At 36.4% G+C, this 24,434-nt stretch carries 24 protein-coding genes and 1 pseudogene; 21 read left to right on the top strand and 4 right to left on the bottom strand.

Annotated features, from left to right (window positions below):
* Window positions 1-50 precede the first annotated feature (50 nt).
* A complete protein-coding gene (gene gltC, locus C9J31_RS18775; protein WP_107949192.1) occupies window positions 51-953 on the bottom strand; it encodes a glutamate biosynthesis transcriptional regulator GltC in 903 nt (300 codons plus the stop codon).
* Window positions 954-1,554: 601 nt separating this feature from the next.
* On the opposite strand from gltC, the gene sufC reads away from it, so the two are divergent.
* From sufC to C9J31_RS18715, 12 genes and pseudogenes are all read left to right on the top strand, one after another.
* Window positions 1,555-2,334 carry a Fe-S cluster assembly ATPase SufC gene (gene sufC, locus C9J31_RS18770; RefSeq protein WP_107949190.1) on the top strand — a complete coding sequence of 260 codons (780 nt, stop codon included), beginning with the start codon at window positions 1,555-1,557 and terminating at the stop codon, window positions 2,332-2,334.
* A gap of 18 nt (window positions 2,335-2,352) precedes the next feature.
* Window positions 2,353-3,660 carry a Fe-S cluster assembly protein SufD gene (gene sufD / locus C9J31_RS18765; protein WP_107924163.1) on the top strand — a complete coding sequence of 436 codons (1,308 nt, stop codon included), beginning with the start codon at window positions 2,353-2,355 and terminating at the stop codon, window positions 3,658-3,660.
* Entirely contained in the window at window positions 3,660-4,889 is a 1,230-nt protein-coding gene (locus C9J31_RS18760) for a cysteine desulfurase (RefSeq protein WP_107949189.1), read from the top strand. Before sufD ends, C9J31_RS18760 begins: the two co-directional genes overlap by 1 nt.
* A complete protein-coding gene (gene sufU / locus C9J31_RS18755) occupies window positions 4,879-5,307 on the top strand; it encodes a Fe-S cluster assembly sulfur transfer protein SufU (protein WP_054767603.1) in 429 nt (142 codons plus the stop codon). Before C9J31_RS18760 ends, sufU begins: the two co-directional genes overlap by 11 nt.
* A 151-nt stretch (window positions 5,308-5,458) precedes the next feature.
* Window positions 5,459-6,856 carry a Fe-S cluster assembly protein SufB gene (gene sufB / locus C9J31_RS18750; protein ID WP_107924161.1) on the top strand — a complete coding sequence of 466 codons (1,398 nt, stop codon included), beginning with the start codon at window positions 5,459-5,461 and terminating at the stop codon, window positions 6,854-6,856.
* 476 nt (window positions 6,857-7,332) lie between these two features.
* Window positions 7,333-7,677 (top strand): annotated as a pseudogene (locus C9J31_RS18745) (Rrf2 family transcriptional regulator).
* Window positions 7,678-7,768: 91 nt separating this feature from the next.
* Window positions 7,769-8,368, top strand: coding sequence for a DsbA family oxidoreductase (locus C9J31_RS18740; protein WP_107949187.1), 600 nt, complete (start codon window positions 7,769-7,771; stop codon window positions 8,366-8,368).
* A gap of 107 nt (window positions 8,369-8,475) precedes the next feature.
* The gene (locus C9J31_RS18735) at window positions 8,476-9,078 is read left to right on the top strand and encodes a nitroreductase family protein (RefSeq protein WP_107949185.1); all 603 of its coding nucleotides are present in this window, start codon (window positions 8,476-8,478) and stop codon (window positions 9,076-9,078) included.
* Window positions 9,079-9,200: 122 nt separating this feature from the next.
* Window positions 9,201-10,774, top strand: a protein-coding gene (locus C9J31_RS24365; RefSeq protein WP_420798456.1) for an IS3 family transposase whose coding sequence is annotated in 2 segments (ribosomal slippage) — window positions 9,201-9,843 and window positions 9,843-10,774 — 1,575 coding nt in all. Because the reading frame shifts where the segments join, the coding sequence is not laid out codon by codon here.
* Between the two features lie 224 nt (window positions 10,775-10,998).
* Window positions 10,999-12,432 (top strand): ABC transporter permease, encoded by a 1,434-nt coding sequence (locus C9J31_RS18725; RefSeq protein WP_107951248.1) that lies wholly within the window; start codon window positions 10,999-11,001, stop codon window positions 12,430-12,432.
* Window positions 12,433-12,441: 9 nt separating this feature from the next.
* Window positions 12,442-13,119 (top strand): ABC transporter ATP-binding protein, encoded by a 678-nt coding sequence (locus tag C9J31_RS18720; RefSeq protein ID WP_107924159.1) that lies wholly within the window; start codon window positions 12,442-12,444, stop codon window positions 13,117-13,119.
* Between the two features lie 129 nt (window positions 13,120-13,248).
* Window positions 13,249-13,608 (top strand): hypothetical protein, encoded by a 360-nt coding sequence (locus tag C9J31_RS18715; protein ID WP_107924158.1) that lies wholly within the window; start codon window positions 13,249-13,251, stop codon window positions 13,606-13,608.
* Window positions 13,609-14,148: 540 nt separating this feature from the next.
* On the opposite strand, the gene C9J31_RS18710 is transcribed toward C9J31_RS18715, so the two are convergent.
* A complete protein-coding gene (locus C9J31_RS18710) occupies window positions 14,149-15,618 on the bottom strand; it encodes a sensor histidine kinase (RefSeq protein ID WP_107924157.1) in 1,470 nt (489 codons plus the stop codon).
* Window positions 15,611-16,276 (bottom strand): response regulator transcription factor, encoded by a 666-nt coding sequence (locus C9J31_RS18705; protein ID WP_107924156.1) that lies wholly within the window; start codon window positions 16,274-16,276, stop codon window positions 15,611-15,613. The genes C9J31_RS18710 and C9J31_RS18705 overlap by 8 nt, the downstream gene beginning before the upstream one ends.
* A gap of 192 nt (window positions 16,277-16,468) precedes the next feature.
* Here C9J31_RS18705 and C9J31_RS18700 point away from each other — a divergent pair, with 192 nt between their 5' ends.
* The 9 genes from C9J31_RS18700 (at window position 16,469) to C9J31_RS18660 (ending at window position 23,841) form a co-directional block, all read left to right on the top strand.
* Window positions 16,469-17,326, top strand: coding sequence for a DUF72 domain-containing protein (locus C9J31_RS18700; protein WP_107924155.1), 858 nt, complete (start codon window positions 16,469-16,471; stop codon window positions 17,324-17,326).
* Window positions 17,326-18,147 (top strand): sulfite exporter TauE/SafE family protein, encoded by an 822-nt coding sequence (locus C9J31_RS18695; RefSeq protein WP_107951247.1) that lies wholly within the window; start codon window positions 17,326-17,328, stop codon window positions 18,145-18,147. The genes C9J31_RS18700 and C9J31_RS18695 overlap by 1 nt, the downstream gene beginning before the upstream one ends.
* Window positions 18,148-18,163: 16 nt before the next feature.
* Complete coding sequence (locus tag C9J31_RS18690) at window positions 18,164-19,531, top strand: bifunctional metallophosphatase/5'-nucleotidase (RefSeq protein WP_107951246.1); 1,368 nt, start codon at window positions 18,164-18,166, stop codon at window positions 19,529-19,531.
* A gap of 38 nt (window positions 19,532-19,569) precedes the next feature.
* Window positions 19,570-20,679, top strand: a complete 1,110-nt coding sequence (locus C9J31_RS18685; protein WP_107924153.1) for an HD-GYP domain-containing protein — start codon at window positions 19,570-19,572, stop codon at window positions 20,677-20,679.
* A 23-nt stretch (window positions 20,680-20,702) separates the two neighbouring features.
* Complete coding sequence (yunB, locus tag C9J31_RS18680) at window positions 20,703-21,500, top strand: sporulation protein YunB (protein WP_107924152.1); 798 nt, start codon at window positions 20,703-20,705, stop codon at window positions 21,498-21,500.
* 116 nt (window positions 21,501-21,616) lie between these two features.
* Window positions 21,617-22,540, top strand: coding sequence for a lipoyl synthase (lipA, locus tag C9J31_RS18675; RefSeq protein ID WP_107924151.1), 924 nt, complete (start codon window positions 21,617-21,619; stop codon window positions 22,538-22,540).
* A 33-nt stretch (window positions 22,541-22,573) separates the two neighbouring features.
* Window positions 22,574-22,927 (top strand): YutD family protein, encoded by a 354-nt coding sequence (locus C9J31_RS18670; protein ID WP_107924150.1) that lies wholly within the window; start codon window positions 22,574-22,576, stop codon window positions 22,925-22,927.
* A gap of 129 nt (window positions 22,928-23,056) precedes the next feature.
* Window positions 23,057-23,584 (top strand): D-glycero-alpha-D-manno-heptose-1,7-bisphosphate 7-phosphatase, encoded by a 528-nt coding sequence (locus tag C9J31_RS18665; protein ID WP_107924149.1) that lies wholly within the window; start codon window positions 23,057-23,059, stop codon window positions 23,582-23,584.
* 44 nt (window positions 23,585-23,628) lie between these two features.
* Window positions 23,629-23,841, top strand: coding sequence for a hypothetical protein (locus C9J31_RS18660; protein WP_193767163.1), 213 nt, complete (start codon window positions 23,629-23,631; stop codon window positions 23,839-23,841).
* A 304-nt stretch (window positions 23,842-24,145) separates the two neighbouring features.
* On the opposite strand, the gene C9J31_RS18655 is transcribed toward C9J31_RS18660, so the two are convergent.
* Entirely contained in the window at window positions 24,146-24,412 is a 267-nt protein-coding gene (locus tag C9J31_RS18655) for a DUF3055 domain-containing protein (protein ID WP_107924147.1), read from the bottom strand.
* Window positions 24,413-24,434 lie beyond the last annotated feature (22 nt).

The following is a 24,434-nucleotide window of genomic DNA, read 5'->3' as shown; positions in this document are numbered from 1 at the left end:
TATAGACAACTAGCAATTCCCCAAAAAAATCGCCCTATAGGGCGATTTTTTTATTGGAATTGCGAAAGACGAGAAAAGAAGTTTTTGACGAAGTCTAAGAATATTTTTTCGGACGGTGCAATTTCGCGGTTAACGGGAGAGATGATGCCCACTGTTCTTGGTATAGTAGGAGATTCAATTGGCACTTTTATTGTAAAGCGGGCAGCAGAATCGTATAGTGAGCTTTCGGGAAGTAAGCTAACTCCTATACCTGCGGCAACAAGGCCTTTCAGTGCATCCAGGTCCTCTCCTTCTGAAATGATATTTGGTAAAAAGCCTGCAGCACGACATGCATCCATTGCGACTTTATGCAAAATATAACCATCTGGGAATAATACAAATAAATCATTACGTAAATCAGCTAGTTGGATACTTTCTTTTTTCGCTAATGGGTGGTTTGCTGGTAGTAAAGCTGCTATATTTTCTGTGAATAATATTGTTGATTGTATAGACTCATCTTTTGGTGGAAGCGGCCCTAAGAATGCTAAGTTTAACTCACGGTTTTTGACAGCATCTATTAAGAAACGATAAGAGCCTTGACGGAGCTGGAATTGTAAGTCGGGGTATTCACGCTTAAAGGCCGAAATAACGGTTGGTAGTACATAACTAGCCAAGCTTGTAGGAAAGCCGATTTTAATAGTACCTTTTGCTGGATCTAAATATTCTTCTACCTGCTTGGCCGCAAAATCAATTGCTTTTAAAGCAGTGATTGTATGTTCAAGAAAAGTTCTTCCAATCGGTGTCAATTTTACATTTCGTCCGATGCGTTCAAAAAGTGGCGTGCCTAATTCATCCTCTAAATTGGCAATTTGACGGCTAATTGCTGATTGTGCAACATGAAGATGTTCTGCGGCTTCTGAAATATGCTCACGCTCAGCCACTTCCACAAAATAACGTAATTGACGTAACTCCACTAGATATTCACCTCTATTTATCGAAAAATACGATTGTTTATATCTTAATTATATAATATTTAGTATTAAAAATGATTGTAAATATGTACATAAACTAAATAAAAGTTAAATAGATGTTTAGTGCTGCTTAGTTTTTCGTTACACTCGGCGGTATTTTGTGTGAAACATCAGTACTATTTCTAGCAAAATAGATGGATGACAACGGATAAAATTTTTTTGAACTAGTACTCTATAATTTTTCTTCTTATTATTGATTCCATTCTAATGAAAAAGGATATAGTATAGATATTGTCGTTTATGCATAATTGTCACAAATCCGCTACATTTAGCGCTTCCTGCGAGGTTTCCACTATGTAGCTAGATGAAATCCATTCTCAATTAGTTATATTTTATTGAAAATGAAGTAAGTTGATTCTCATTGACAGTATCCTTTAGCAATAAACTGAAAATGCTTTCAAAGTCTTTGTTTTGCAAGATTTCATTAGAGAAGCTGGAAAGTGATTGAAATGGTTTGCATAGAGAACGATTTTCAGTTAAGATTAGAATGATGATAATTAAGGAATGGTTCCCCATTCAATGAACACACTATGGAGGTAATTTCATGTCAACTTTAGTAATTAAAGATCTTCACGTTGAAATCGACGGGAAAGAGATTTTAAAAGGCGTAAACCTTACAATTAATACAAATGAAATCCATGCAATCATGGGACCGAATGGAACAGGTAAATCTACATTAGCTTCTGCTATTATGGGTCACCCTAAATACGAAGTAACTTCGGGTACCGTTGAACTTGATGGTGAAAACGTACTAGAAATGGAAGTAGATGAACGTGCACAAGCTGGTTTATTCCTAGCAATGCAATACCCATCTGAAATTGCTGGTGTCACAAATGCAGACTTCTTACGTTCAGCTATCAATGCTCGTCGTGAAGAAGGCGATGAAATTTCTCTAATGAAATTCATTCGTGAATTAGATAAAAACATGGCATACCTTGAAATGCATGAAGATATGGCACAACGTTACTTAAATGAAGGATTCTCAGGTGGAGAGAAAAAACGTAATGAAATTCTTCAATTAATGATGATTAAACCGAAATTTGCCATTTTAGATGAAATCGACTCTGGTCTTGATATTGATGCATTAAAAGTTGTATCTAAAGGTATTAACGCAATGCGCGGAGAAGGCTTTGGTTGTTTAATGATTACTCACTACCAACGATTACTGAACTACATTACGCCTGATCATGTACACGTAATGATGCAAGGTCGCGTTGTGAAATCTGGTGGAGCAGAGCTAGCTCAACGCTTAGAAGCAGAAGGCTATGACTGGATTAAAAGAGAACTAGGAATCGAAGAAGAAACAGAAGAACAAGAAGCATAAGAAGGAGGACGAATTAGCATGACAGTGGAAATTAACTTGCCTGTAACTGTACAGGACGTGCGCTCGTTCTCTGAAGCTAATGGAGAACCAACTTGGTTTACAGAGCTTCGCGCGGCAGCACTAGACAAAGCAGCTGGTTTAGAAATGCCAAAACCAGATAAAACAAATATTACAAAATGGGATTTCATGAACTTCCCAACACATACAGTAGAAAGTGAAGGATTTGCTTCACTTGATGCACTTCCACAAGAAGCTAAAGGTTTAATTGACCTTGAAGCACAAGAAAACTTATATATTCAACGCAATAACACACCAGCATTCATTAAAACATCACAAGAGCTATCTGACAAAGGTGTTATCTTTACAGATATGTTAACTGCTGTACGTGAACATGGTGAACTTATTAAAAAATATTTCATGACCGAAGCAGTGAAGGTAGATGAGCATAAATTAACAGCGCTACACGCAGCACTTGTTAATGGAGGTGTGTTTGTCTATGTACCAAAAAATGTGATTATCGAACAACCGCTACAAGTGGTATTCTTAAATGATAATGCAGAAGCTTCACTTTATAACCATGTATTAGTGGTTGCTGAAGCAAATGCTGCTGTAACGTATGTAGAAACATACATTTCAACAGTTGCTGAAGCACAAGGTCAAGCTAACATTATTGCGGAAGTCATTGTTCAAGATAATGCACAAGTAACTTACGGTGCGGTTGATGTTTTAGCAAAAGGTTATACTACCTATGTTAACCGTCGTGCACGTTTAGCTCGTGATGGAAAAATTGACTGGGCACTTGGCTTAATGAATGATTCAGATACAATTTCTGAAAATATTACACACCTTATTGGTGATGGTTCTCACGCTGATACAAAAACAGTAGTAGTTGGTCGCGGAGAACAAAAACTTAACTTCACAACTGAAGTTCGTCACTGGGGTAAAAATTCAAATGGTCACATCTTAAAACATGGTGTGATGAAAGACGCAGCACAATCAATCTTTAACGGTATTGGCTACATTGAGCACGGTGCAACAAAAGCAGACGCGCAACAAGAATCACGCGTGTTAATGCTTTCTGAAAAAGCACGTGGCGATGCGAACCCAATTCTTTTAATCGATGAAGACGATGTAACAGCAGGACACGCAGCATCTGTTGGCCGAGTAGATCCACTACAACTGTACTATTTAATGAGTCGTGGTATCTCGAAAACAGAAGCAGAGCGCCTTGTTATCCATGGATTCCTTGCGCCAGTTGTTACGCAATTACCAATTGAGGGCGTTCAAAAGCAACTGACGGAGGTTATTGAAAGGAAAGTTCGCTAATGATGAATAAAGACATTAAAAGCTATTTCCCCATTTTAAATCAGGAAGTCAACGGACATAAGCTTGTTTACTTAGATAGTGCCGCAACGTCACAAAAGCCTATTCAAGTAATTGAAGCGATTAAGCATTATTATGAATTTGATAACTCTAATGTTCACCGTGGTGTGCATACATTAGGAAACCGTGCAACAGACAAATATGAAGGTGCACGTGACAAGGTTCGTAAGTTCATCAATGCTAAAACAACAGAAGAAATTATTTTTACTCGCGGTACAACAACTGCGTTAAATACAGTAGCATCTAGTTATGGTCGTGCCAATGTTGCTGAAGGTGATGAGATTGTTATCACTCACATGGAGCACCATTCTAACATTATTCCTTGGCAGCAACTTGCGAAAGAAAAAAATGCTATATTAAAATATATTGAACTTGAGGCAGATGGTACACTTAACTTAGATACGGTTCGTGCAACGGTTACACCGAAGACAAAAATAGTTTCAGTGTCAATGGCGTCAAATGTTCTTGGAACTATTAATCCTATTAAAGAAATTGCTAAAATTGCACATGAAAATGGTGCGGTAATGGTAGCAGATTGTGCCCAAGCAGCGCCACATATGAAAATCGATGTGCAAGATTTAAATGTAGATTTCTTAGGGTTTTCAGGACATAAAATGTGCGGACCGACTGGAATAGGTGTACTATATGGTAAAAAAGAGCACCTAGAAAAGATGGAGCCAATTGAATTTGGTGGCGAAATGATCGACTTTGTGGGACTTCAAGATTCGACGTGGAAGGAACTGCCGTGGAAGTTCGAAGGCGGTACACCGATAATTGCAGGTGCAATTGGTTTAGGTGCTGCAATTGATTTCTTAAATGAAATAGGGCTTGATAATATTGCAGAGCATGAACATAAACTTGCAGGCTATGCAATGGATCAGCTTGAAACAATTGAAGGACTTAAAATTTTCGGGCCGCGAGATCCCCAAAAGCGTTGTGGACTTGTCACATTTAACCTAGACGATGTACATCCACATGATGTAGCAACAGTGCTTGACATGAATGGTATTGCTGTTCGTGCAGGACACCATTGTGCACAGCCACTAATGAAATGTCTTCAACAAGTAGCAACAGCGCGTGCAAGCTTCTATCTGTATAATTCAGAGGAAGATATTGACCGTCTCGTTACAGGGTTGCGTTCTGCGAAGGAGTATTTTGGCGATGTCTTTTAATAATTTAGATCAATTATACCGTTCAGTCATTATGGATCACTATAAGAATCCTCGTAATAAAGGGTCTCTAGAAACCGATGCTGTAACGATTGATATGAACAATCCGACTTGTGGTGACCGAATTCATTTAACGCTTAAAGTGACTGACGGAGTGGTAGAAGATGCGAAGTTTGATGGTGAAGGCTGTTCAATTTCGATGTCTTCCGCATCCATGATGACACAAATTGTTAAAGGGAAAAAGGTAGAGGAAGCATTAGAGCTTGCTGACATTTTCTCTAAAATGATGATGGGCGAAGAATACAACGACAAATACGACCTTGAGGATGTTGAGGCACTACAAGGTGTTTCTCAATTCCCAGCACGTATTAAATGTGCAACATTGGCTTGGAAAGCAATGGAAAAAGGCGTAAAAGAATAAACGTGCTAAAATAAACTGCTTATGTATCCCCAAAAAGTGCTGTAGAGCCTAAAAGTGAAAGCAGCTTTTAGCTTTTACCCAGATGCTCGAGGGAATGATGGCAACACACTAGCATACAGTACAACATTAATTCGTGAACGGAGGAGAAATAATGGCTAAAAAAATGCCTGATATTGGCGATTACAAATACGGATTCCATGACAAGGACGTATCAATTTTCCGTTCAAAGCGTGGTTTAACTGAAGAAATCGTCCGTGAAATTTCAAATATGAAACAAGAGCCAAAGTGGATGCTTGAATATCGCTTGAAAGCACTTGAGACTTTCTATGCAAAACCAATGCCTCAATGGGGTGGCGAACTCGGCGATTTAGATTTTGATGAAATTACGTACTACGTAAAACCATCTGAAGCGACACAAAAATCTTGGGATGAAGTACCTGAAGAAATCAAAGCAACTTTTGATAAATTAGGTATTCCAGAAGCAGAACAAAAATACCTTGCGGGTGTATCCGCTCAATATGAATCTGAGGTAGTATATCACAACATGAAACAAGATCTTGAAGATCTAGGTATCGTGTTTAAAGATACAGACTCAGCACTTCGTGAAAACGAAGACATTTTCAAAAAATATTGGGGTACAGTGATTCCTTACTCTGACAATAAGTTCTCTGCTCTTAACTCAGCAGTATGGTCAGGTGGTTCATTCATCTATGTACCACCAGGTGTAAAAGTGGAAACACCGCTGCAAGCTTACTTCCGCATTAACTCTGAAAATATGGGACAATTCGAACGTACGCTCATTATCGTAGACGAAGGCGCACATGTACACTACGTTGAAGGTTGTACAGCACCTGTTTATACAACGAACTCTTTACACTCAGCAGTAGTAGAAATTGTTGTACGTAAAGATGCATATTGCCGTTATACAACGATTCAAAACTGGGCGAACAACGTGTACAACTTAGTAACAAAACGTACAGTTGTTGAAGCGAACGGTACGATGGAATGGATCGACGGCAATATTGGGTCTAAATTAACAATGAAATACCCAGCATGTATCCTTAAAGGAGAAGGCGCTCGTGGTATGACGTTATCCATTGCTTTAGCTGGTAAAGGACAACACCAACATGCTGGAGCGAAAATGATTCATTTAGCGCCAAATACTTCTTCAACAATCGTATCTAAATCGATTGCAAAACAAGGTGGTAAAGTAACCTATATGGGGCAAGTACGTTTCGGTCCTAAAGCAAGTGGTGCACGTGCAAACATTGAATGTGATACGTTAATCATGGATAACGAATCTACTTCAGATACAATTCCATACAACGAAATCTTAAATGATAATGTTTCTTTAGAGCATGAAGCGAAAGTTTCTAAAGTATCAGAAGAACAATTATTCTACTTAATGTCTCGTGGTATTTCTGAAGAAGAAGCGACAGAAATGATCGTTATGGGCTTCATCGAGCCATTCACAAAAGAGCTACCAATGGAGTACGCAGTAGAAATGAACCGTCTCATCAAGTTCGAAATGGAAGGCAGTATTGGTTAATACTTCTTTCAACAATTAGTATACAAGAGGAGCTTTCAGTGACTTACAAATAGTCCTGAAAGCTCTTTTTTTCACAAATTTATCAATTAATGTGTTTTTTATACAAGTCGAGTGTATTGCGCTCGATTTTATTTTGGTAAATAGATTATCGCCTTAAATAACAAACAATAAATTAGGCAACTTTAAAGGAAGCTAGCCCACTGACAAACTATCAACCGAGAAAAGGCAGGGCAGTTTAAAAAACAAAAAACTGCTTAACCATGTTTAATGATTAAGCAGTTGGACAATGTAACAAGTTGATTTTAGCATAGATAAGTTGGATAATTTCATCAACATTTGTTCGTTTTTATCAATATCAAGAGAATCCATGTTCTATGTTTATTTGCGTAAAATCACCAATCACAATTTTTTTATCATAAAATGATTGACATCTATTTTAGCTGTAACTATAATAGTTACAGATGGAGGTGCTATATATAAAAATTAGTAGTCGTTTTACAATGGCTGTTCATATTTAATCCATTCTAAACAAAACCCATCAACTGTCTGTACCTCATAATTCATAGCGTCGTGTAATGGGGGAAGCTCATTTACGTAAAGCTTTGCAGCTAATTACATTATTAGAGGTTTATCGAGCTGTTGAAGTTGTTGAGAAAGAAAACCTATTTCATTGTCATGAACAACCGAATCCTAATTGTCCTATAGGAGCACATATTCAAACTGTTTTAGAACTAATTTTGGTTCAAGCACAGGAGGCCATGGAGCAAGTTTTAGCTAAAGTAGTGACATCTTTATTAAATGAAGTTCATAACAAACCGTAACAAAGAATGCATTCAATTTAGAATGCATATTAATTTGACTCAGTTGTAACCGAATTAGTTACAACCAAAAGAGAAAGTGAGGGGTTTTAAAATGACGCTAAAGATTAAAGCCTATTCGGATTTTATTTGTCCCTTTTGTTTTTTAGGAAAAGGCCCGTTAGATGACATTGTAAAAGAGAAGGATGTAGAAATTGAGTGGATGCCATTTGAATTACGTCCTACTCCTTATCCAAAGATTGATCCGTGGAAAGAACCCGACAAATTAGGATCTTGGGATACCTTTATACTTCCTACTGCGAAAAAGCTTGGGATTGAAATGCGTTTGCCGCGTGTCTCCCCACATCCATATACACATTTAGCTTTTGAAGGATATCAATTCGCAAAACAACAAGGAAAAGGGAATGAATTTCATCATAGAGTCTTTACAGCATTTTTTCAGGAAGAACAAAATATTGAGGACATTGAAGTGTTAACACAATTGTCGAGCGAAGTAGGTCTCTCTAAAGATGATTTTAAAGAAGCATTACTATTAGGAATGTACCGTGAAGTCCATCAAGAGGCTTTAAAACATGCGTATGAAGAAGCAAACATTACTGCTGTACCGACGCTCATTATTGGTGATGAAATGATACAAGGATTAGCTAGTAAAGAAAGATTAGCACAAATCATTGATGAACAATTAAAGAAATAAACGCATATTTGCAAACTGTTGAAAAAGATATAGCTACTAATTACCAAGCAATATTAGTATATAAGCCAATCGTAAAAATTTTAATTAAACTTTGGAGGAATTTAGAAATGTCAGTAACTACAACAAATGTAAAAGAAGCAATTATCAACCGTCGTTCAATTCGTAAAGTGCAAAAAAACGAAACGATTACTAAAGAAAGAATCAATGATGTGTTAAAAACAGCTGTACATGCACCATCATCCTTTAATATGCAAAGTGCACGTGTCATTGTCGTGATGGATAAGGAGCATAACAAGTTCTGGGATATTGTCAAAGAAACACTACGTTTACGTGTTCCAGCAGAAAATTTTGCAGCAACTGTCGAAAGATTACAAGGATTTAAAGAGGGCGTAGGAACAATCCTATTCTTTGAAAATCAAGAAACAATAAAACAAATGCAAGAAAACGCACCATCCTATAAAGAACAATTTCCATATTGGTCTCATCAAGGAAGTGCCATGTTACAATACGCTACATGGTTGTCTTTATCCGCTGAAGGTATTGGCGCATCCATTCAACACTATAATCCAATTATCGATGAGGAAGTAAAACAAACATGGGATATTCCAAGTGAGTGGAGCTTAATCGCACAAATGCCATTTGGTGAACCAAATGAACAACCGGGGGAAAAGGCTTCTTTACCTTTCGAAGATATTGTGAAATTTTATTAATATAAACAGCGTTTAATAATAATAAATGCAACGTAAAGGCACCTTATAAAGTAGTGGTATGCTCCCCATTAAGTAGACAGATTAAAAAATAAAATCTGTTTATCAAATGGGGAGATTTTTTTATGAGAACGTGTAGTTTTTCAAAAGAAGAAAAATTAGAGATTTTAAAATTTTATCATACTGGCCAATTTACTCTTAATGAAGTTGCCGAATTATATAAAGTGCATCGTGATACGATTAAAGATTGGCAAAATGATTATCGTTATTTTGGAGAAGAGGGTCTTGAACGATTAAACCAGCAGAATCGTTATGCTAAGGAATTAAAATTAGCGGCTGTCCGAGACTATCTTTCAGGCGAATTTTCATTAAGAGAGGTTGTAAGAAAGTATAGACTTTCTAGTAGATCGGTTTTAAGGAATTGGATAAAAAAGTATACTAGTCATAGTGAATTAAAAGATTCGGGTAAAGGAATGAGCCAAACTATGACTAAAGGTAGAAAAACAACAGTACAAGAGCGCATTGAAATAGCACAAGTTTGTATTGCCAACGATAAGAATTATCAAGTAACAGCTGAACAATATGCGGTTTCTTACCAACAAGTATATCAATGGGTAAAAAAATTCGAAAAATACGGGGAATTAGGCTTGCATGATCGCCGTGGGCGTACAAAGTTAGAAGAAGAGTTAAGCACTGAAGACAAGTTTCGTTTAGAAATCCAGCGTATGGAACGTGAAAATGAACGATTACGTGCAGAAAATCTCTTCTTAAAAAAGTTAGAGGAAATCGAAAGGAGGCGTCGTTAAGTAAAAGCCGTATACATAGCCGTTATATTGCCATTCAAGAATTAGCAGCGAAGGAAGCACTGCCAATCATTTTATTATGTGAAATTGCCGATGTTACACGTGCTGCTTATTATAAGTGGTTGAACCGTCAGTCATCAGCACGAGAAATCGAGAATGAACAGCTTCTAGAATCAATTCAGTACCTTTATACACAAGTAGATGGGATTTATGGATATCGTCGCATCACACTTACAATCAATCGTCATCGTGAAAAAGTAGATTTACCGAAGGTAAATAAAAAACGTATTTATCGTTTGATGAAAATGTGTCGATTAAAATCGGTGATTCGTCGAAAACGAAAAAAATATCGTAAATCGAATCCAGATTATGTAGCAGAAAACATACTCAGTCGCAAGTTCAAAGCAGATAAACCGAATCAAAAATGGTGTACAGATGTCACGGAATTTAAATATGAGAATGGTAAAAAGGCTTATTTAAGCGCCATTATTGATTTATACGATAATTCGATTGTGAGTTATGTATTAGGGCACTCGAATAACAATAAACTTGTTTTTCAAACGATGACACTAGCCATACAAAAATTAAAAGAGGATGAGCATCCACTTATTCATAGCGATCGTGGTTATCAATATACTTCAAAACTTTTCAAACGTATGATAGATGATGCCGAGATGGTACATAGTATGTCTAGAGTGGGACGTTGTATCGATAACGGACCAATCGAGGCTTTTTGGGGTACGCTCAAATGCGAAAAATACTATTTAAATAAATATGATACATATGAAGCGCTAAAAAAAGCAATTTTAGGATACATTTCGTTTTATAATTCAGAGCGCTATCAAGAAAAATTAAACAGCTTGAGCCCCTTGGAATTCAGGTCTCAAGCCGCGTAAAGCATTTTTATTATTTCCACTGTCTACTTGACAGGGAGCAGTTCATAGACAATAAAGTTTACTTTATAAGGTGCTTTTTATTATGCCTAGTGAAGTCTTTATTAAAAAAAGTGCTATACACCACTTCACATAAACTCTTTGATTTCTCCAGATAAACTTCGACATATCTTCATATAAGCTTCAGATTGCTGCTATATAGTAGAGCTATCAAGGAGGTAATGTAAATGAATTTTATCAAACGTGCAGTTTTGAGTGTCAAAGCAAGAATGGGGAAATCGCTTATTTTATTTGCTGTATTTTTAGTTGTTGCTAATTTAGTATTAGCCGGATTTGCCATACAAAATGTCTCAAAGACTGCAAATGATCTAGCTAGACAAAAGTTAGGCGTTGACGTGAGTCTTAGATTGGACGAAGAAAAACTGATGCAAAATGTAGCGAAACAGCGAGAAGAAAATCCAGGTGGGAAAATAAAACATCCGGAGCTTTCTGCAGAAGAAGCAGATCAATTAGCAAAATTATCATACGTAGAAAATTATAATTATCTAAAAAGTGAGATGCTTGTTGCGGATGGTTACACACCCATTAATGCTGACAAAGGTGGAGAGGCAGTAGGAGGATCGGTAGGGGGCAATAATCATGGCAACATGAAAATGCCAGATACTTTCTTTCAAGGTGTGAGAAGTTCTGATTTATTGAAGGATTTTCAAGAGGGCACAAATAAAATTGTTGAGGGACGACCAATAACACCTGAAGATAAGAATAAAAAAGTAGTGCTGATTGAAGAACGATTAGCAGAACAAAACGAGTTTCAAGTTGGTGATAAGTTAAAGATCAAATCATCTGATGAAGTTTCGATAGTGGAATTGGAAATTGTAGGTATTTACAAAAATACTGGCATAACTAACTTTGAGGAATCATTACCACCAATGATGCATCCTTCAAATAGAGTGTATGCTAATTATGATTCAATGAAAGAATTTAATGAAAATGATAATGTCAATGATACAACAATTACCGAAGCAATTTACTTCTTAAAAGATCCCGAAAGTATTGAGGACTTTAAAGCAGAAGGGAAGAACACAACTATTGATTTTGATTTATTTAAATTAGATGCACATGATGCGTTGTATCAAAAAATGGTAGGCCCTATTGAGAATATAGCCTCCACTTCAAAGTGGATCGTATACTTAGTTTCCATTAGTGGATCCATCATTTTAGGTTTAATCATTATGTTGACAATAAAAGAAAGACGGAAAGAACTAGGGATTTTATTGGCAATTGGTGAGAAAAAAAGAAAATTAGTTGGGCAACTTTTAGTAGAAGTATTATGTGTAGCTGTATTAGCGTTTGGCATTTCGATAATTACAGGTGAAACAGTATCTCAAAAAATGGGGGACAGTTTATTGCAGAAAGAAGTTAGTGCTGCTGAAGAGCAACAACAAGAATCAAATAATCTAGGGTTCTCGTTTGGCATGATGAATGGCCAAGATAAAAACAAAGAGGTGGATCCTATTGATAATATTGATGTAAGTATATCATCCCAAGATGTCTTGAATTTAGGGGGATTAGGTCTATTAATTGCGATGTTCTCAACACTTCTTCCAGCACTATCGATTCTTCGATTAAATCCAAAAGAAATTTTATTAAAAGATGAATAGGAGAGACTAATGGATACTATTTTACAGTTTAGAAATCTACAATACCATTATCAAAGTAATAATAAGAAAAACACGCTTTTAGAGAATGTGAATTTTACGTTTGAAGCGGGGTGCTTTTATAGCATTTTAGGACCATCAGGTTCAGGAAAAACAACAGCACTTAGTTTAGCAAGTGGATTAGATAACCCTAAAGAAGGACATGTACTCTACAAAGGAAAAGATATACGAAAAATTGGACTAAATACTTATCGAAATAAATACGTTTCGATAATCTTTCAATCATATAATCTGATTACGTATATGACTGCTCTTCAAAATGTAGTCACGGCAATGGAAATTACAGGGGTTAATGTGAAAGATAAAAAGGGGAGAGCGCTAGAGTTATTAGGAAAAGTTGGCTTAACGGAAGTAGAAGCAAAACGAAAGGTATTACAATTAAGCGGTGGACAACAGCAGCGTGTAGCAATTGCTCGTGCATTATCTAGCGATGTAGATTTATTAATTGCTGATGAACCGACTGGGAATCTCGACGAAAAGACTTCTGTGGAAATTGTTGAGTTATTTAAAAATCTAGCCCATAACGAAAATAAATGCATCATTGTTGTCACGCATTCTCAGGAAGTAGCTAAACAATCAGATAAAGTAGTGTTTCTTGAAAAAAGAAATTTAGTGTGCAAAAGTTTGTAGGGAAAATTAATAATAAAACCTTTATCAAAACTCGTTTTGATAAAGGTTTTAAAATATACTAGCGGCCAACTAACCAATCGATATAAACAATTTTTGATAATCTAGAAAATTTAAAAAGGAGAGTTAACAATGTGGGGAAAACTAGCATTTTCCATTGGCTTAGTGTCTATGGGGATAGTAATTGGTTCTTTAACGAATTTGGTGAATTTAAATGGGAGTGAAGAATCTAATCTTAGCGAAACAAATATGCAGCAAGATAATAGGATACAAAATCCAGGAGAGATGAAACCTGAACAGTTTGAGGAGTATAGTCCAATTCCAGAAGAAATGAGGCCAGAGCAATGGGGAGAATATGACCTAAATCAAAAAATGATACCAGAACAGTGGGATGAGTATTCTTCAAATCAAAGAGAAATGTCACCAGAACAACGGGGAAATGACGCTCCAAACCAAGATGGCACTATTTCAGGAGCAGCGTCTCCTAACTGATCTATATAGATCAGTTTAATAAATTGTTGTCGAGCACCAACTATTAATAAAAAATAGTTCAGTCTGTAGACACACTCAAAAAATAGAGTTTGTTTACAGACTTATTTTCTTTTTAAATAGAAGTATTTATATGAACCCGTAGATTCCCGCTACGGTGGACGCTTTTCGCGGGCATGGTTTCAGTCTCCTCGTCGCTACGCTTGTGCGGGGCCTTCTCGCTCATGCTATTCTTCGCAGAAAGTTTTGATCTGAAGCGAAAAGCGAGTGCCATCAGCACACTCACCGCCTGCGCTCCAATCAACTAGTGTACTTAAGTGATCTTGTGGAACGGCTTGATTATACGTATTTATGCCAAGTTGAGTGTGTTCATTCTTTAAGTTTGTTCGACCTTAACCGGACAACGCAGTTTGATTCTGAAGAGAGAGGGAAAAGCTGCGGGACTCCTGCAGAAGCAAGAACTAACTAGACCCCGCACGACACGAAAGTGAGGAGGAGGCTAGTTAGTACACAATACTTATTTTTTCTATGTTTTGTTGCGAGTCATTTATCAACAGTAATCCTTTCTTTAATGGACAAAGGGATGGTCATCGAAAATTGTATGCCTTGATCGGTATTATTCATAGAATAGGTGATAGCAAGGGAATCAAAAATTTGCCGTACAATATAGAGTCCGAGGCCACTTCCGCCAGTATTGCGGTTTCTTGATTTTTCGATTCGATAAAATGGTTCGAATATCTGTTGTATATCCTGTTCTTTAATTTTGACACCTGTATTGATAACTTGTATTTCGATAGTATTTTGATTTGGGTGCTCAGTTAACTCTATATAAACTGACTCTCCTTGTGGGGAATACATAATGGCATTATGAATAATGTTTTTTAAGGCTTTTTCTAATAAATCACAATCTGTACGTACTGAGAGATGAGGAGCAATTTGTTTTATGATAGTAATATTTTTTTGAGAAGCAAAAAACCCGAGATCTTTTGTCAATGTATCAATCAATTCTAAAAGTTTTACTTCGCCCAATTTCAGTTTAAAGGTATCTTGTTCTAGTTTTGACATACTTAATATTTCGCGGACTAGCAGCTCCATTTCTTCAATAATTTTATGATTTTTTTCTAAATATTGGTCACGATTTTTATAAGGGCCAATATTATAAATCATCCCTTCTAAGTAACCCTTCATAACAGTGAGCGGTGTTTTTAGTTCATGGGCAACCGTTGCAAAAAATTCTCTGCGTTTTATTTCGATTTCTCGCTCTTTTTCAATATCACTTTTTAATTGTTCATTGGCCTTTTGTAAATCAAGCATGGTTTGTTGTAAATTTTTTGACATATCATTCAGGCTATTAGATAGTTCCCCTAATTCATCCGTGGAATGAAGTTGGATTTCTTTTGAAAAATCCAAGTTTGCCAGCTTTTGTGCGCCCTCATTAATATAGATAAGTGGTTTTGTTATGAACCTGGAATAAAAATAAGCACTTCCTAGACCAATTACAAAGACAATGATACTTATATAAGGAAGGAAACGTACTAAGACCTGTGATGCTTCACCAATAGGTTGAAAAGTTGCAAACACAACTAGCACTAAATTACCATCTTTGAATTGAATAGGCATGGTAGCATTATATGAATTACCAGTAATATCGGGATTCTTTACTGGAGACGTTTTAGCAATCACTTTTGATTGAGTACCACCCTGAACAAAGAAAGAAGGCGAATAAACAATTGTTTCTTCGTTATTTTGAAGGTAGATGAAGGCATTATTTTGTTTTGCGTATTCATCAAAGAGTGGGATAGCATCTCTAAATGTAAGATTCTTAGATTTAGAGATGATTTCTTCTATGCCTGATTGAAGCTGATTTGTTTTATATTGCTCATGAAATGTTGGAAGAAAGAAGTATAGAGTTAGATAAATCATGACAGCAAAAGCTAACAAGATGAGAGAGGTTATGATAAAGAGTTTATAGGTAATCCTCTTCATCCTCAGAAGTTTTAGTATACTATTCATCGATTTTATAACCAATACCCTTTACGGTTTTAATACAGGGAACATCTAATTTCTTCCGTATATTTTTTATATGCGTATCAATCATGCGTGTTTCACCAGAATAATCGTATCCCCAAACTTTTTCTACGATGATTTCTCTTGTGATTACTTTTTGCTTATTTTGAAGTAGCAGTTGCAAAATTTCAAACTCCTTTGTCGTTAATGGTATTTCAATATCATTAACATATACTTTATAGGCGTCACAATCGACACGTATTTCATTAAAATTTAATTGATTTCCAGTATTTTGATGACAACTTCTTCTCAAGACAGCCTCGACTCGCCTCATCAAAACATGAAAGGAAAAGGGCTTCGTTATATAATCATCGATTCCGACATCAAAGCCTTGCATTTGATCTTGCTCTTCCTCTAAGGCAGTTAGCATAATAATCGGTACATTTGACTGACTTCTAATCATTTTAGCTACTTCAAAGCCATTCAGGTTAGGCATCATTACATCTAATAGAATTAAATCAAAGGATTGCGCATTAAAGCGTTTCATCCCTTCTAAACCATCTGATGCCACTTCAATCGTATATTTTTGTGTCATTAAAAACTGTGTAATTAATTCTTGTATTTCTTGGTCATCTTCTACTACAAGAATTTGATAGTTCATCATTACATCACCTCATGAAGACATTATAACCTTGCAATCTGTAGTTTATGTGAAGACGTATTATATATAGTAATAATATAAAGACTCCAGAATACATGTGACTAACGCTACTCAGCTTTAGTCGCATTTTTGCTGTACGGTCATTCGCAGTCAGAAAGTGTGTGCTATGATAATGTACATAGAGGAGGGAGTCACATGATTCGAGTTGGATTAACAGGCTGGGGCGATCATCCTTCACTGTATAGTGGAGTGACTGCCTCAAAGGAAAAACTATTCGATTACACGGGGCATTTTCTGACGGTAGAAGTAGATACTTCTTTTTATGCGATTCCGTCTATAGAAAATGTACGTAAATGGTGTGAAAATACACCAGAACATTTCTCTTTTGTTGTAAAAGCCTATCAGGGCATGACAGGGCATTTACGTGGAGACATTCCATTTGAATCGAAAAATGATATGTTTAATGCATTTATTGCATGTACGAATGAGTTTAAACGTCATGGTAAATTAGCGATGATTTTAGCACAGTTCCCACCATGGTTTGATTGTCAGGCTAAAAATGTACAATATTTATTGTATATTAGGCAGCAATTGAAGGACTTTGAGGTGGCAATTGAATTTCGTAATCAGACTTGGTACGCAGACAAAGTAGTGCAGCAAACAATAGACTTTTTACGAGAGCATCAGTTTATTCATACGATTTGTGATGAACCACAGGCTGGTGTAGGCTCAGTGCCATTTTATCCAGAAGCGACCGCCAATAAAGCGCTTGTACGCATACATGGGCGAAATATTCATGGCTGGCGCAATACAGGCAATACAGAAAATTGGCGCAAGGTTCGTTTTTTATACGATTATAATCAGGAAGAACTACAGCAACTGGGGCAAGATATTAAAAGCCTACAAGCACAGGTGCAGGAGCTGTTTGTGTTATTTAATAACAATTCTGGTCAACATGCTGCAAAAAATGCAAAACAATTACAAGAAATCTTAGCAATTAAGGATATTGGTTTGGCACCGAAACAATTAAATATGTTTGAAGGGGAACTATAATGGAATTTTTGCTTTTAGTTTTTATTGCCATACTTTCAGGGTTAATCGGCTCTCTTGTTGGGCTGGGTGGCGGTATTATATTAGTGCCAGCAACATTATTTATAGGGTTAAATCTAGGTATGATTCCGGAGTTAACACCGCAGAAAGTGGTTGGCTTATCTGTTGTGATGATGATATTCACAGGTCTTGCTTCAACACTGAGTTATATGAAATCCAAAACGGTTGATTATAAAAGTGGATTTATTTTTTTTATAGGTAGTATACCCGGTACCATGCTAGGCGCATGGGTCAACAAAGGCCTGGATTTGCCTTCCTTTAACTTATATTTTGGCATTCTTCTTATTATTTTGGCGACAATATTACTTGTGCGTGACAAACTGAAACCAGTTCAATGGTTTGTGAAAAAGGGCATGAAACAACAATTTACAGATGCATCTGGTAAAACATATGTTTACGGTTATCCAATTTGGTTTGCAGTGACAATCACATTTGCAATTGGCTTTGCCTCAGGATTATTTGGCATCGGTGGTGGCTCAATGATTGTACCGGCCATGATTATTTTATTTTTATTTCCACCACATGTGGCGGTGGCGACGTCAATGTTCATGGTGTTTTTATCGTCAATAGTTAGTTCAGCTAGTCATATTTATTTAGGACATGTCCCATGGCTGTATACGATACCTGTTATTCCAGGAGCATATATTGGTGCAAAACTTGGTGCAGCATTAAACAAAAGAATTAAATCAGATACGCTTGTGCTAGCACTTCGAATTATTTTATTATTATTAGGAATTCGCTCAATAATTGATGGGTTATTATAAAAAAGAGGTGGCTTGAATGCTTGAAAAAATTCATATTTTTCACACGAATGATTTGCACAGTCATTTTAAGTATTGGCCACGCATGCAAAGCTATGTGAAAGAAAAACGTGCACAGTTTGCGGCTATTGGAGAAACAAGCTATTTATTTGATGTCGGGGATCATTTAGATCGCTCAAACATATATACAGAGGCAACAATTGGACAGGGCAATATTCAATTATTAAACGAAGCTGGCTATGATGTTGTGACTATAGGAAACAATGAAGGCATTACATTGTCTCATGACGAGCTGTATCATTTATATGATGAGGCTACATTTGATGTCGTAGTTGCGAATGTCCATGCATCACTAGGGGATAACCCAACATGGATGAAGCCATATGTTGTATTAACGACCACACATGGCACAAAGATAGCAGTTATTGCAGCGACGGCAATGTTTGAAATCTATTATAAGGAACTAAATTGGCAGATGGATGAGGCACGAAGTACATTAATCCGTTTAGCTCTTCAACTTCGCAAAGAAGCAGATATCGTTGTTTGTTTGTCTCATTTAGGTATTACTGAAGATGAGCTTTTAGCGGAAGAATGTCCCGACATCGATGTGATATTTGGTTCACACACACATCATGTATTTCCTAATGGCAAACTTGTGAATGGTGTACTGCTTACAGGTGGAGGGAAATATGGGCAATTTACTGGCTATCTTGTAGTCGAGTATGATAAAAAAACGAGGAAAATTGTTGAAAAAAAGGATACTTTAATTCATAATAAGGACTTGCCTGAGGTTGAAAACGAACAAGAAATACTGTTTTCATTCGAAGAAAAAGCTACAAGATTACTAGATAAACCTATTTTTAAAACTGAAAAATCTTATAATAAAGAATGGTTCCATTATTCGCAGTTATCTCATTTATTTGCACAGGCCATTTTAGAGAAAAGTGGTGCAGATGGTGCATTGTTTAATGCCGGTATTTTTCTAGATAGCCTTCCAAAAGGAATTGTTACAGCCCTTGATTTGCATAAAATTTTTCCGCATCCAATTAATTTATGTACTATTGAATTGTCGGTTTCAGAACTAAAAGAAATTTTAGTGCAATCGAAAAATGAAGAATGGCCTTATATTGAGCTAAAAGGTTTAGGCTTTAGGGGCGTTATTTTTGGTAAGATGCTACTTTACGGTTTTGCAATGAATGACGATCGACAAATACTTGTTAATGGTAAGATTGCAGATAGCGACCGTATTTATAAATTAGTTACACTTGATATGTTTACTTTTGGTTACTTTTATCCAAGCTTTAAATATGCTAAGAAAAAATATATTTTACCTGATTTTTTACGAAACATCATGTTAGATTATGGGCAAAGGTTCTTTAAGCAATAGATAAAAATAAGCTTTAAGAATGGATTGGGGAAGAAGTCATGCGATTAATTTCAATCGAAGTATTAAAAGAAGGAATGGTATTAGGAAGAACCATTTGGAATGAGGCGGGTCATCCACTTTTAAAGAAGGACGTTGTCATTAACGAACGTATTATTCAAAGACTTCAACAGTTGAATACGCATTATTTATATATTGACGACGAAATTTCAGAGGGAATTGAAGTAAAGGAAACCGTTCCTCCTGCTGTCCGAAATAAAACAATCTCGACCATTAAAGATTCTTTCCAATCATTAGATGGTTTAAATGCAGTTAACGCCTCTTATGTGCTTGATCAGCAATCAAAAGCGATTGTATCCATTGTGGATGAGCTACTGTCAGCTGTAACTGGTAATAATGAAATTTTAACAATTTTAACAGATGCTTATTTATTCGATGAATACTTGTACCAACACTCCTTTCAAGTAACACTTTATTCAATAGCCATTGCAAAAGAGCTAGGACATTCAGCAGAGGATTTGCGCTTAATTGGTATTGGCGCTTTACTGCATGATGTCGGAAAGCTTATGGTACCGAAGGACATCTTAACAAAACCAGGTCGCTTAACACATGAAGAGTTTGAAATCATGAAAATGCACACCAGATATGGTTTTGATTTGTTACGTAATTTACACTCTATTTCTTTGCTTGTTGCACATTGTGCCTTCCAACATCATGAACGAATTGATGGAAGTGGCTATCCACGTGGCTTAGTTGATTTTGAAATTCATCCATTCGCCAAAATTATCGGTGTAGCTGACGTTTTTGATGCGGTAACAACCAATCGTGTATATCGTGAAAAAATGCTCCCATCACAGGGATTAGCGATTGTAGAAGCGGGCTCCGGTACCATCTATGATGCACGTATTGTGAATGCGTTAAAAAAGGCAGTTGTACACTATCCAAATGGTGTAATTTTAAAATTGTCAGATGGAAGAAGAGGTATTGTATCCAAACAAAATACATTGAATGCCGCATTGCCTTGGATTCGTGTTTTTGAAGAAAATAATGTATTATTAACAGCTACATATGAGATTAATTTAGTGGACTACCCAACGATTACAATTTCAAGTATTGAAACGGACTATGTAGTACCATCGAAAGTTGAATAATTTTCTCCTCCTGTTCATACGTTATGGAACAGGAGGAGATTTTTTTGTTATTCCCTCGAAAAAGAATGAAATTAAGAACAAATAGTAACAAAGGTTTACCGCTAAATCGTTTAACCTTGCTAATTGTAAGTAGTATCGTATGCTTATTGCTATTTTTGTATTTTTTAAATGAACGTCTTATGCCCACCTACTTACAATATGCAGAAGTACAAACCAATAAAATAGCTTCCTATGTTGTAAGTAAAGCTATCAATTCACGTACTTCCAATGTATTAGACGTCAATGATATTATCGAAGATTTACCACCAGGAGCGTCTGAAATGGTGACGACAAAATTTAATACGGAAATTATTAATCGTGTCCGTGCAGAAACCTTGGAACTTGTAAAAATGTATTTAGAACAGGCTGAGCAAGGAGAGCTGGCACACTTGCCGGAATTAGAAAACGTAGAGTACGACATTAATAAAATTCAAGAAGGTGACGGCATTGTTTTCTTTGTACCGCTTGGGCAAGCTGCAAATATTCCATTGCTCGGAAATTTAGGACCTAAAATACCCATTCGTTTTCATGTAATTGGCAATGTGCATAGCAATGTTACATCAAGTATTCAAGAGTTTGGCATTAATAGTGCCTATGTGGAGGTAGGGATTCATATAGAGGTAAACGTGCAAATAATTGTTCCATTTGCAAGTAAATCTTCTACAGTGTCACAAGATATTCCAGTAGCAATGGGTTTGACAAGAGGACCAGTACCACATATTTATACAAATGGTAGCGAAGCGCCACAGCCATCACTTGAGGTACCTGTACCTTATGATTAGAAATGTTGCTTGAATAGTAAATGTTAGTTGTTGCCGTTCGTATATTATGTTACATTGACAACAGTGAAGGTAGATGATATTTAACAATATATAATTTTGATAGGGGCGAAATTTGTATGACATCTTGTAAACCTACAAGCAAGGAAAAAGAAGAATATTTAAGAAAACCAGACTGGCTAAAAATCAAACTAAACACGAACGATGAATATAAAGGGCTAAAAAAGCTCATGCGTGAAAAAAATCTACATACAGTATGCGAAGAAGCACGCTGTCCTAATATTCATGAGTGCTGGGGTGAACGCCGTACAGCTACAATGATGATATTAGGATCTGTTTGTACACGTGCTTGTCGTTTTTGTGCTGTAAAAACAGGTTTACCGAATGAGCTAGATTTAGCTGAACCAGAACGAGTAGCGGATTCTGTAGCAATCATGAACTTAAAGCATGTTGTTATTACGATGGTTGCTCGTGACGACTTAAAAGATGGCGGATCAGAGGTATTAGCTGAAACGGTACGTGCAATTCGTCGCAAAAGTCCTTTGACTTCTGTTGAAGTTTTACCATCTGACCTTGGCGGTATCAAGGAAAATCTCCAATTTTTAATGGATGCTAAACCTGATATTTTAAATCATAATATCGAAACTGTACGTCGTTTAACACCAAGAGTACGCGCGCGTGCGAAATATGAACGTTCGTTAGAATTTCTTCGTTTAGCTAAAGAAATGCAACCAGACATTCCAACGAAGTCGTCGTTAATGATTGGTTTAGGAGAAACTCACGAAGAAATTTTAGAAGTTATGGATGACCTACGTGCAAATAATGTAGACATTATGACGATTGGCCAATATTTACAACCAACGAAAAAACATCTACCTGTAAAAAAATATTATTCACCAATAGAATTCGGTAAATTACGTAAAATTGCTATGGAAAAGGGCTTTAAGCATTGTGAAGCAGGACCGCTTGTACGTAGTAGCTATCATGCAGATGAGCAAGTGAATGCAGCGACAAAAGAACGCCAACTACAAGCAGATGTGTAAAGCTAAAAGCTAGAAAAGAAAGGTGGTGTCACTTTGATAATTATTGAAGGATATGAATACGAGCTTATCAATGATTTCCGAGAGGCTTTTCAAGAGGAAGCCTTTAAAGAACGGTACTCGGATATTTTAGCAAAATATGATTATATCGTAGGGGACTGGGGTTATAATCAGTTACGTTTAAAAGGTTTTTTTGATGATAAAAATCAAAAATCTACCTTTGATACAAAAATCAGTACGCTGCAAGATTACTTATATGAATATTGTAATTTTGGCTGTGCTTATTTCGTATTACGTAAATGCGGTAAAACGGTACAGCAACCTGAAATGGCAATAAACGAAGCAGCCGAAGTGGCAGAGCCTGTTGACAATCCACGAATAACAGAATAGCAATAATCATGACCTGATGCGGAAATTTGCATCAGGTTTTTTTAGTTTTGTTAGGTTTTATAAAATTGGTAACAATATAAAAAGAATGAGTACTACGACAACATATTTTGACGTAAAGGTGTGAGACTAATGAAAAAAGCTGTATTTTTAGATCGTGATGGTGTCATAAATGAAGTATTAACGAATAGAGTTAAATTTGTAAACAAACCGCAGGATCTCTATTTCTTGCCATCTGTTCCACAAGCAATAAAAAAATTGAATGAGTTCTTTGATTTTGTATTTGTGGTGACCAATCAAGGTGGTGTTGGATTAGGATATATGAAGGAATCAAAACTTCAACAAATACATGTCCATATGATAAAAGAATTGGAAAAAAAGGGAGCCATTATTCATGAAGCTGTTTATTGTCCTCACAAACCTAAGGCAGGCTGTGGTTGCCGCAAGCCAAATAGCAAACTAATTGTTGATTTAGGAAAAAAATATGATATTGATTTAGCGAAATCCTATATGGTAGGGGATACGGATACAGACATAATAGCTGGCAAAAGAGCTGGCACAAAAGGTGTTTTTTTAGGAAAAAGTGACCCTCTGGCAGATGCGATTTTCCCTGACTTAATCAGTGCTGTCGATTGGATTATAGAGGATGCAACTGCATAACTAGCTCAATTGTAAATGTCTTTTCACAAGTATAAAACACATGAATGAGGTTAATTTATGTAGTGGAGGTGATTATTTTGGCTAAAGAAAAGCGAAAAAAAAGTGAATTAGATCGAGAAGAATATGGCTATGGCTATGATATTAGTGTAGATGATTTAGCAGTAATCGGACAAAATAACCAAGCAAAAAAACAAAATGATAATGAAAATAAAGACAAGCCGCACAATAAAGACAATCCTTCAATTATCAATCAATAATTCAGCGGACGGTAATAATGTCCATCTTTCTGTAAAGGACACTTAGCTGCACATTGATCGGTCAAGTTACGAGCGCTTCGAAGTGACAACATGTTGGTCATGTAGACGTGTACTGCTGTCGCTTCGTTGATGACCCAGCGCGAGGGGACTCAAGCCTTGCTGGGGCTTCTACTTTCACCACAAAATGTTGCGGCAGAATTCGTTAGCATACTAGAAGTATTTCTAGTATGCTATTTTGACTTTTGGATAGTATCCCTTTTTGAGTCAGAGGTGACTGCAATATAAAAACACCCATGCAAGGGTGTTAGTTAAGTAATTCTCGTAAGTATTCACGTAGTTCGATTGTCTCTTCCTCGGAGCGATTGTATACGTGTTCGAGATAGCCGGGCTCTTCCACATCGTCTGGACCAATTATCGCGAAACGGCCAAATTGAATATCCATTACCAGTACTTTGCCAAAGAAACGGCTAGATTGTAAAATTGCTAAGTCGTAACGTAGCTTTTGGCCAGCAAAACTGACAAAGCGTGTTTTTGTATCTTCTACATCATCATATAAGAAAAAACGTTCCATCTTTTAATCTCCTTCCAGTCCT

Origin of the sequence: Lysinibacillus parviboronicapiens (assembly GCF_003049605.2) — a bacterium.
In the GTDB taxonomy this organism is placed as follows: Bacteria; Bacillota; Bacilli; order Bacillales_A; family Planococcaceae; genus Lysinibacillus; species Lysinibacillus parviboronicapiens.
The sequence above is the reverse complement of the archived record's forward strand: the minus strand, read 5'-3'. Positions and strand labels throughout refer to the sequence as shown.

Bases quoted from the DNA above. Each gene is read 5' to 3' on its own strand.
- C9J31_RS18720 (WP_107924159.1), top strand. From the start codon at position 12,442: ATGGATACTATTTTACAGTTTAGAAATCTACAATACCATTATCAAAGT.
- C9J31_RS18690 (WP_107951246.1), top strand. From the start codon at position 18,164: ATGCTTGAAAAAATTCATATTTTTCACACGAATGATTTGCACAGTCAT.
- C9J31_RS18700 (WP_107924155.1), top strand. From the start codon at position 16,469: ATGATTCGAGTTGGATTAACAGGCTGGGGCGATCATCCTTCACTGTAT.
- C9J31_RS18705 (WP_107924156.1), bottom strand. From the start codon at position 16,276: ATGATGAACTATCAAATTCTTGTAGTAGAAGATGACCAAGAAATACAA.
- C9J31_RS18715 (WP_107924158.1), top strand. From the start codon at position 13,249: ATGTGGGGAAAACTAGCATTTTCCATTGGCTTAGTGTCTATGGGGATA.
- C9J31_RS18685 (WP_107924153.1), top strand. From the start codon at position 19,570: ATGCGATTAATTTCAATCGAAGTATTAAAAGAAGGAATGGTATTAGGA.
- C9J31_RS18695 (WP_107951247.1), top strand. From the start codon at position 17,326: ATGGAATTTTTGCTTTTAGTTTTTATTGCCATACTTTCAGGGTTAATC.
- sufD (WP_107924163.1), top strand. From the start codon at position 2,353: ATGACAGTGGAAATTAACTTGCCTGTAACTGTACAGGACGTGCGCTCG.
- sufU (WP_054767603.1), top strand. From the start codon at position 4,879: ATGTCTTTTAATAATTTAGATCAATTATACCGTTCAGTCATTATGGAT.
- C9J31_RS18760 (WP_107949189.1), top strand. From the start codon at position 3,660: ATGATGAATAAAGACATTAAAAGCTATTTCCCCATTTTAAATCAGGAA.
- sufB (WP_107924161.1), top strand. From the start codon at position 5,459: ATGGCTAAAAAAATGCCTGATATTGGCGATTACAAATACGGATTCCAT.
- C9J31_RS18665 (WP_107924149.1), top strand. From the start codon at position 23,057: ATGAAAAAAGCTGTATTTTTAGATCGTGATGGTGTCATAAATGAAGTA.
- yunB (WP_107924152.1), top strand. From the start codon at position 20,703: ATGGAACAGGAGGAGATTTTTTTGTTATTCCCTCGAAAAAGAATGAAA.
- lipA (WP_107924151.1), top strand. From the start codon at position 21,617: ATGACATCTTGTAAACCTACAAGCAAGGAAAAAGAAGAATATTTAAGA.
- C9J31_RS18660 (WP_193767163.1), top strand. From the start codon at position 23,629: ATGAGGTTAATTTATGTAGTGGAGGTGATTATTTTGGCTAAAGAAAAG.
- C9J31_RS18740 (WP_107949187.1), top strand. From the start codon at position 7,769: ATGACGCTAAAGATTAAAGCCTATTCGGATTTTATTTGTCCCTTTTGT.
- C9J31_RS18655 (WP_107924147.1), bottom strand. From the start codon at position 24,412: ATGGAACGTTTTTTCTTATATGATGATGTAGAAGATACAAAAACACGC.
- C9J31_RS18710 (WP_107924157.1), bottom strand. From the start codon at position 15,618: ATGAATAGTATACTAAAACTTCTGAGGATGAAGAGGATTACCTATAAA.
- sufC (WP_107949190.1), top strand. From the start codon at position 1,555: ATGTCAACTTTAGTAATTAAAGATCTTCACGTTGAAATCGACGGGAAA.
- C9J31_RS18725 (WP_107951248.1), top strand. From the start codon at position 10,999: ATGAATTTTATCAAACGTGCAGTTTTGAGTGTCAAAGCAAGAATGGGG.
- C9J31_RS18735 (WP_107949185.1), top strand. From the start codon at position 8,476: ATGTCAGTAACTACAACAAATGTAAAAGAAGCAATTATCAACCGTCGT.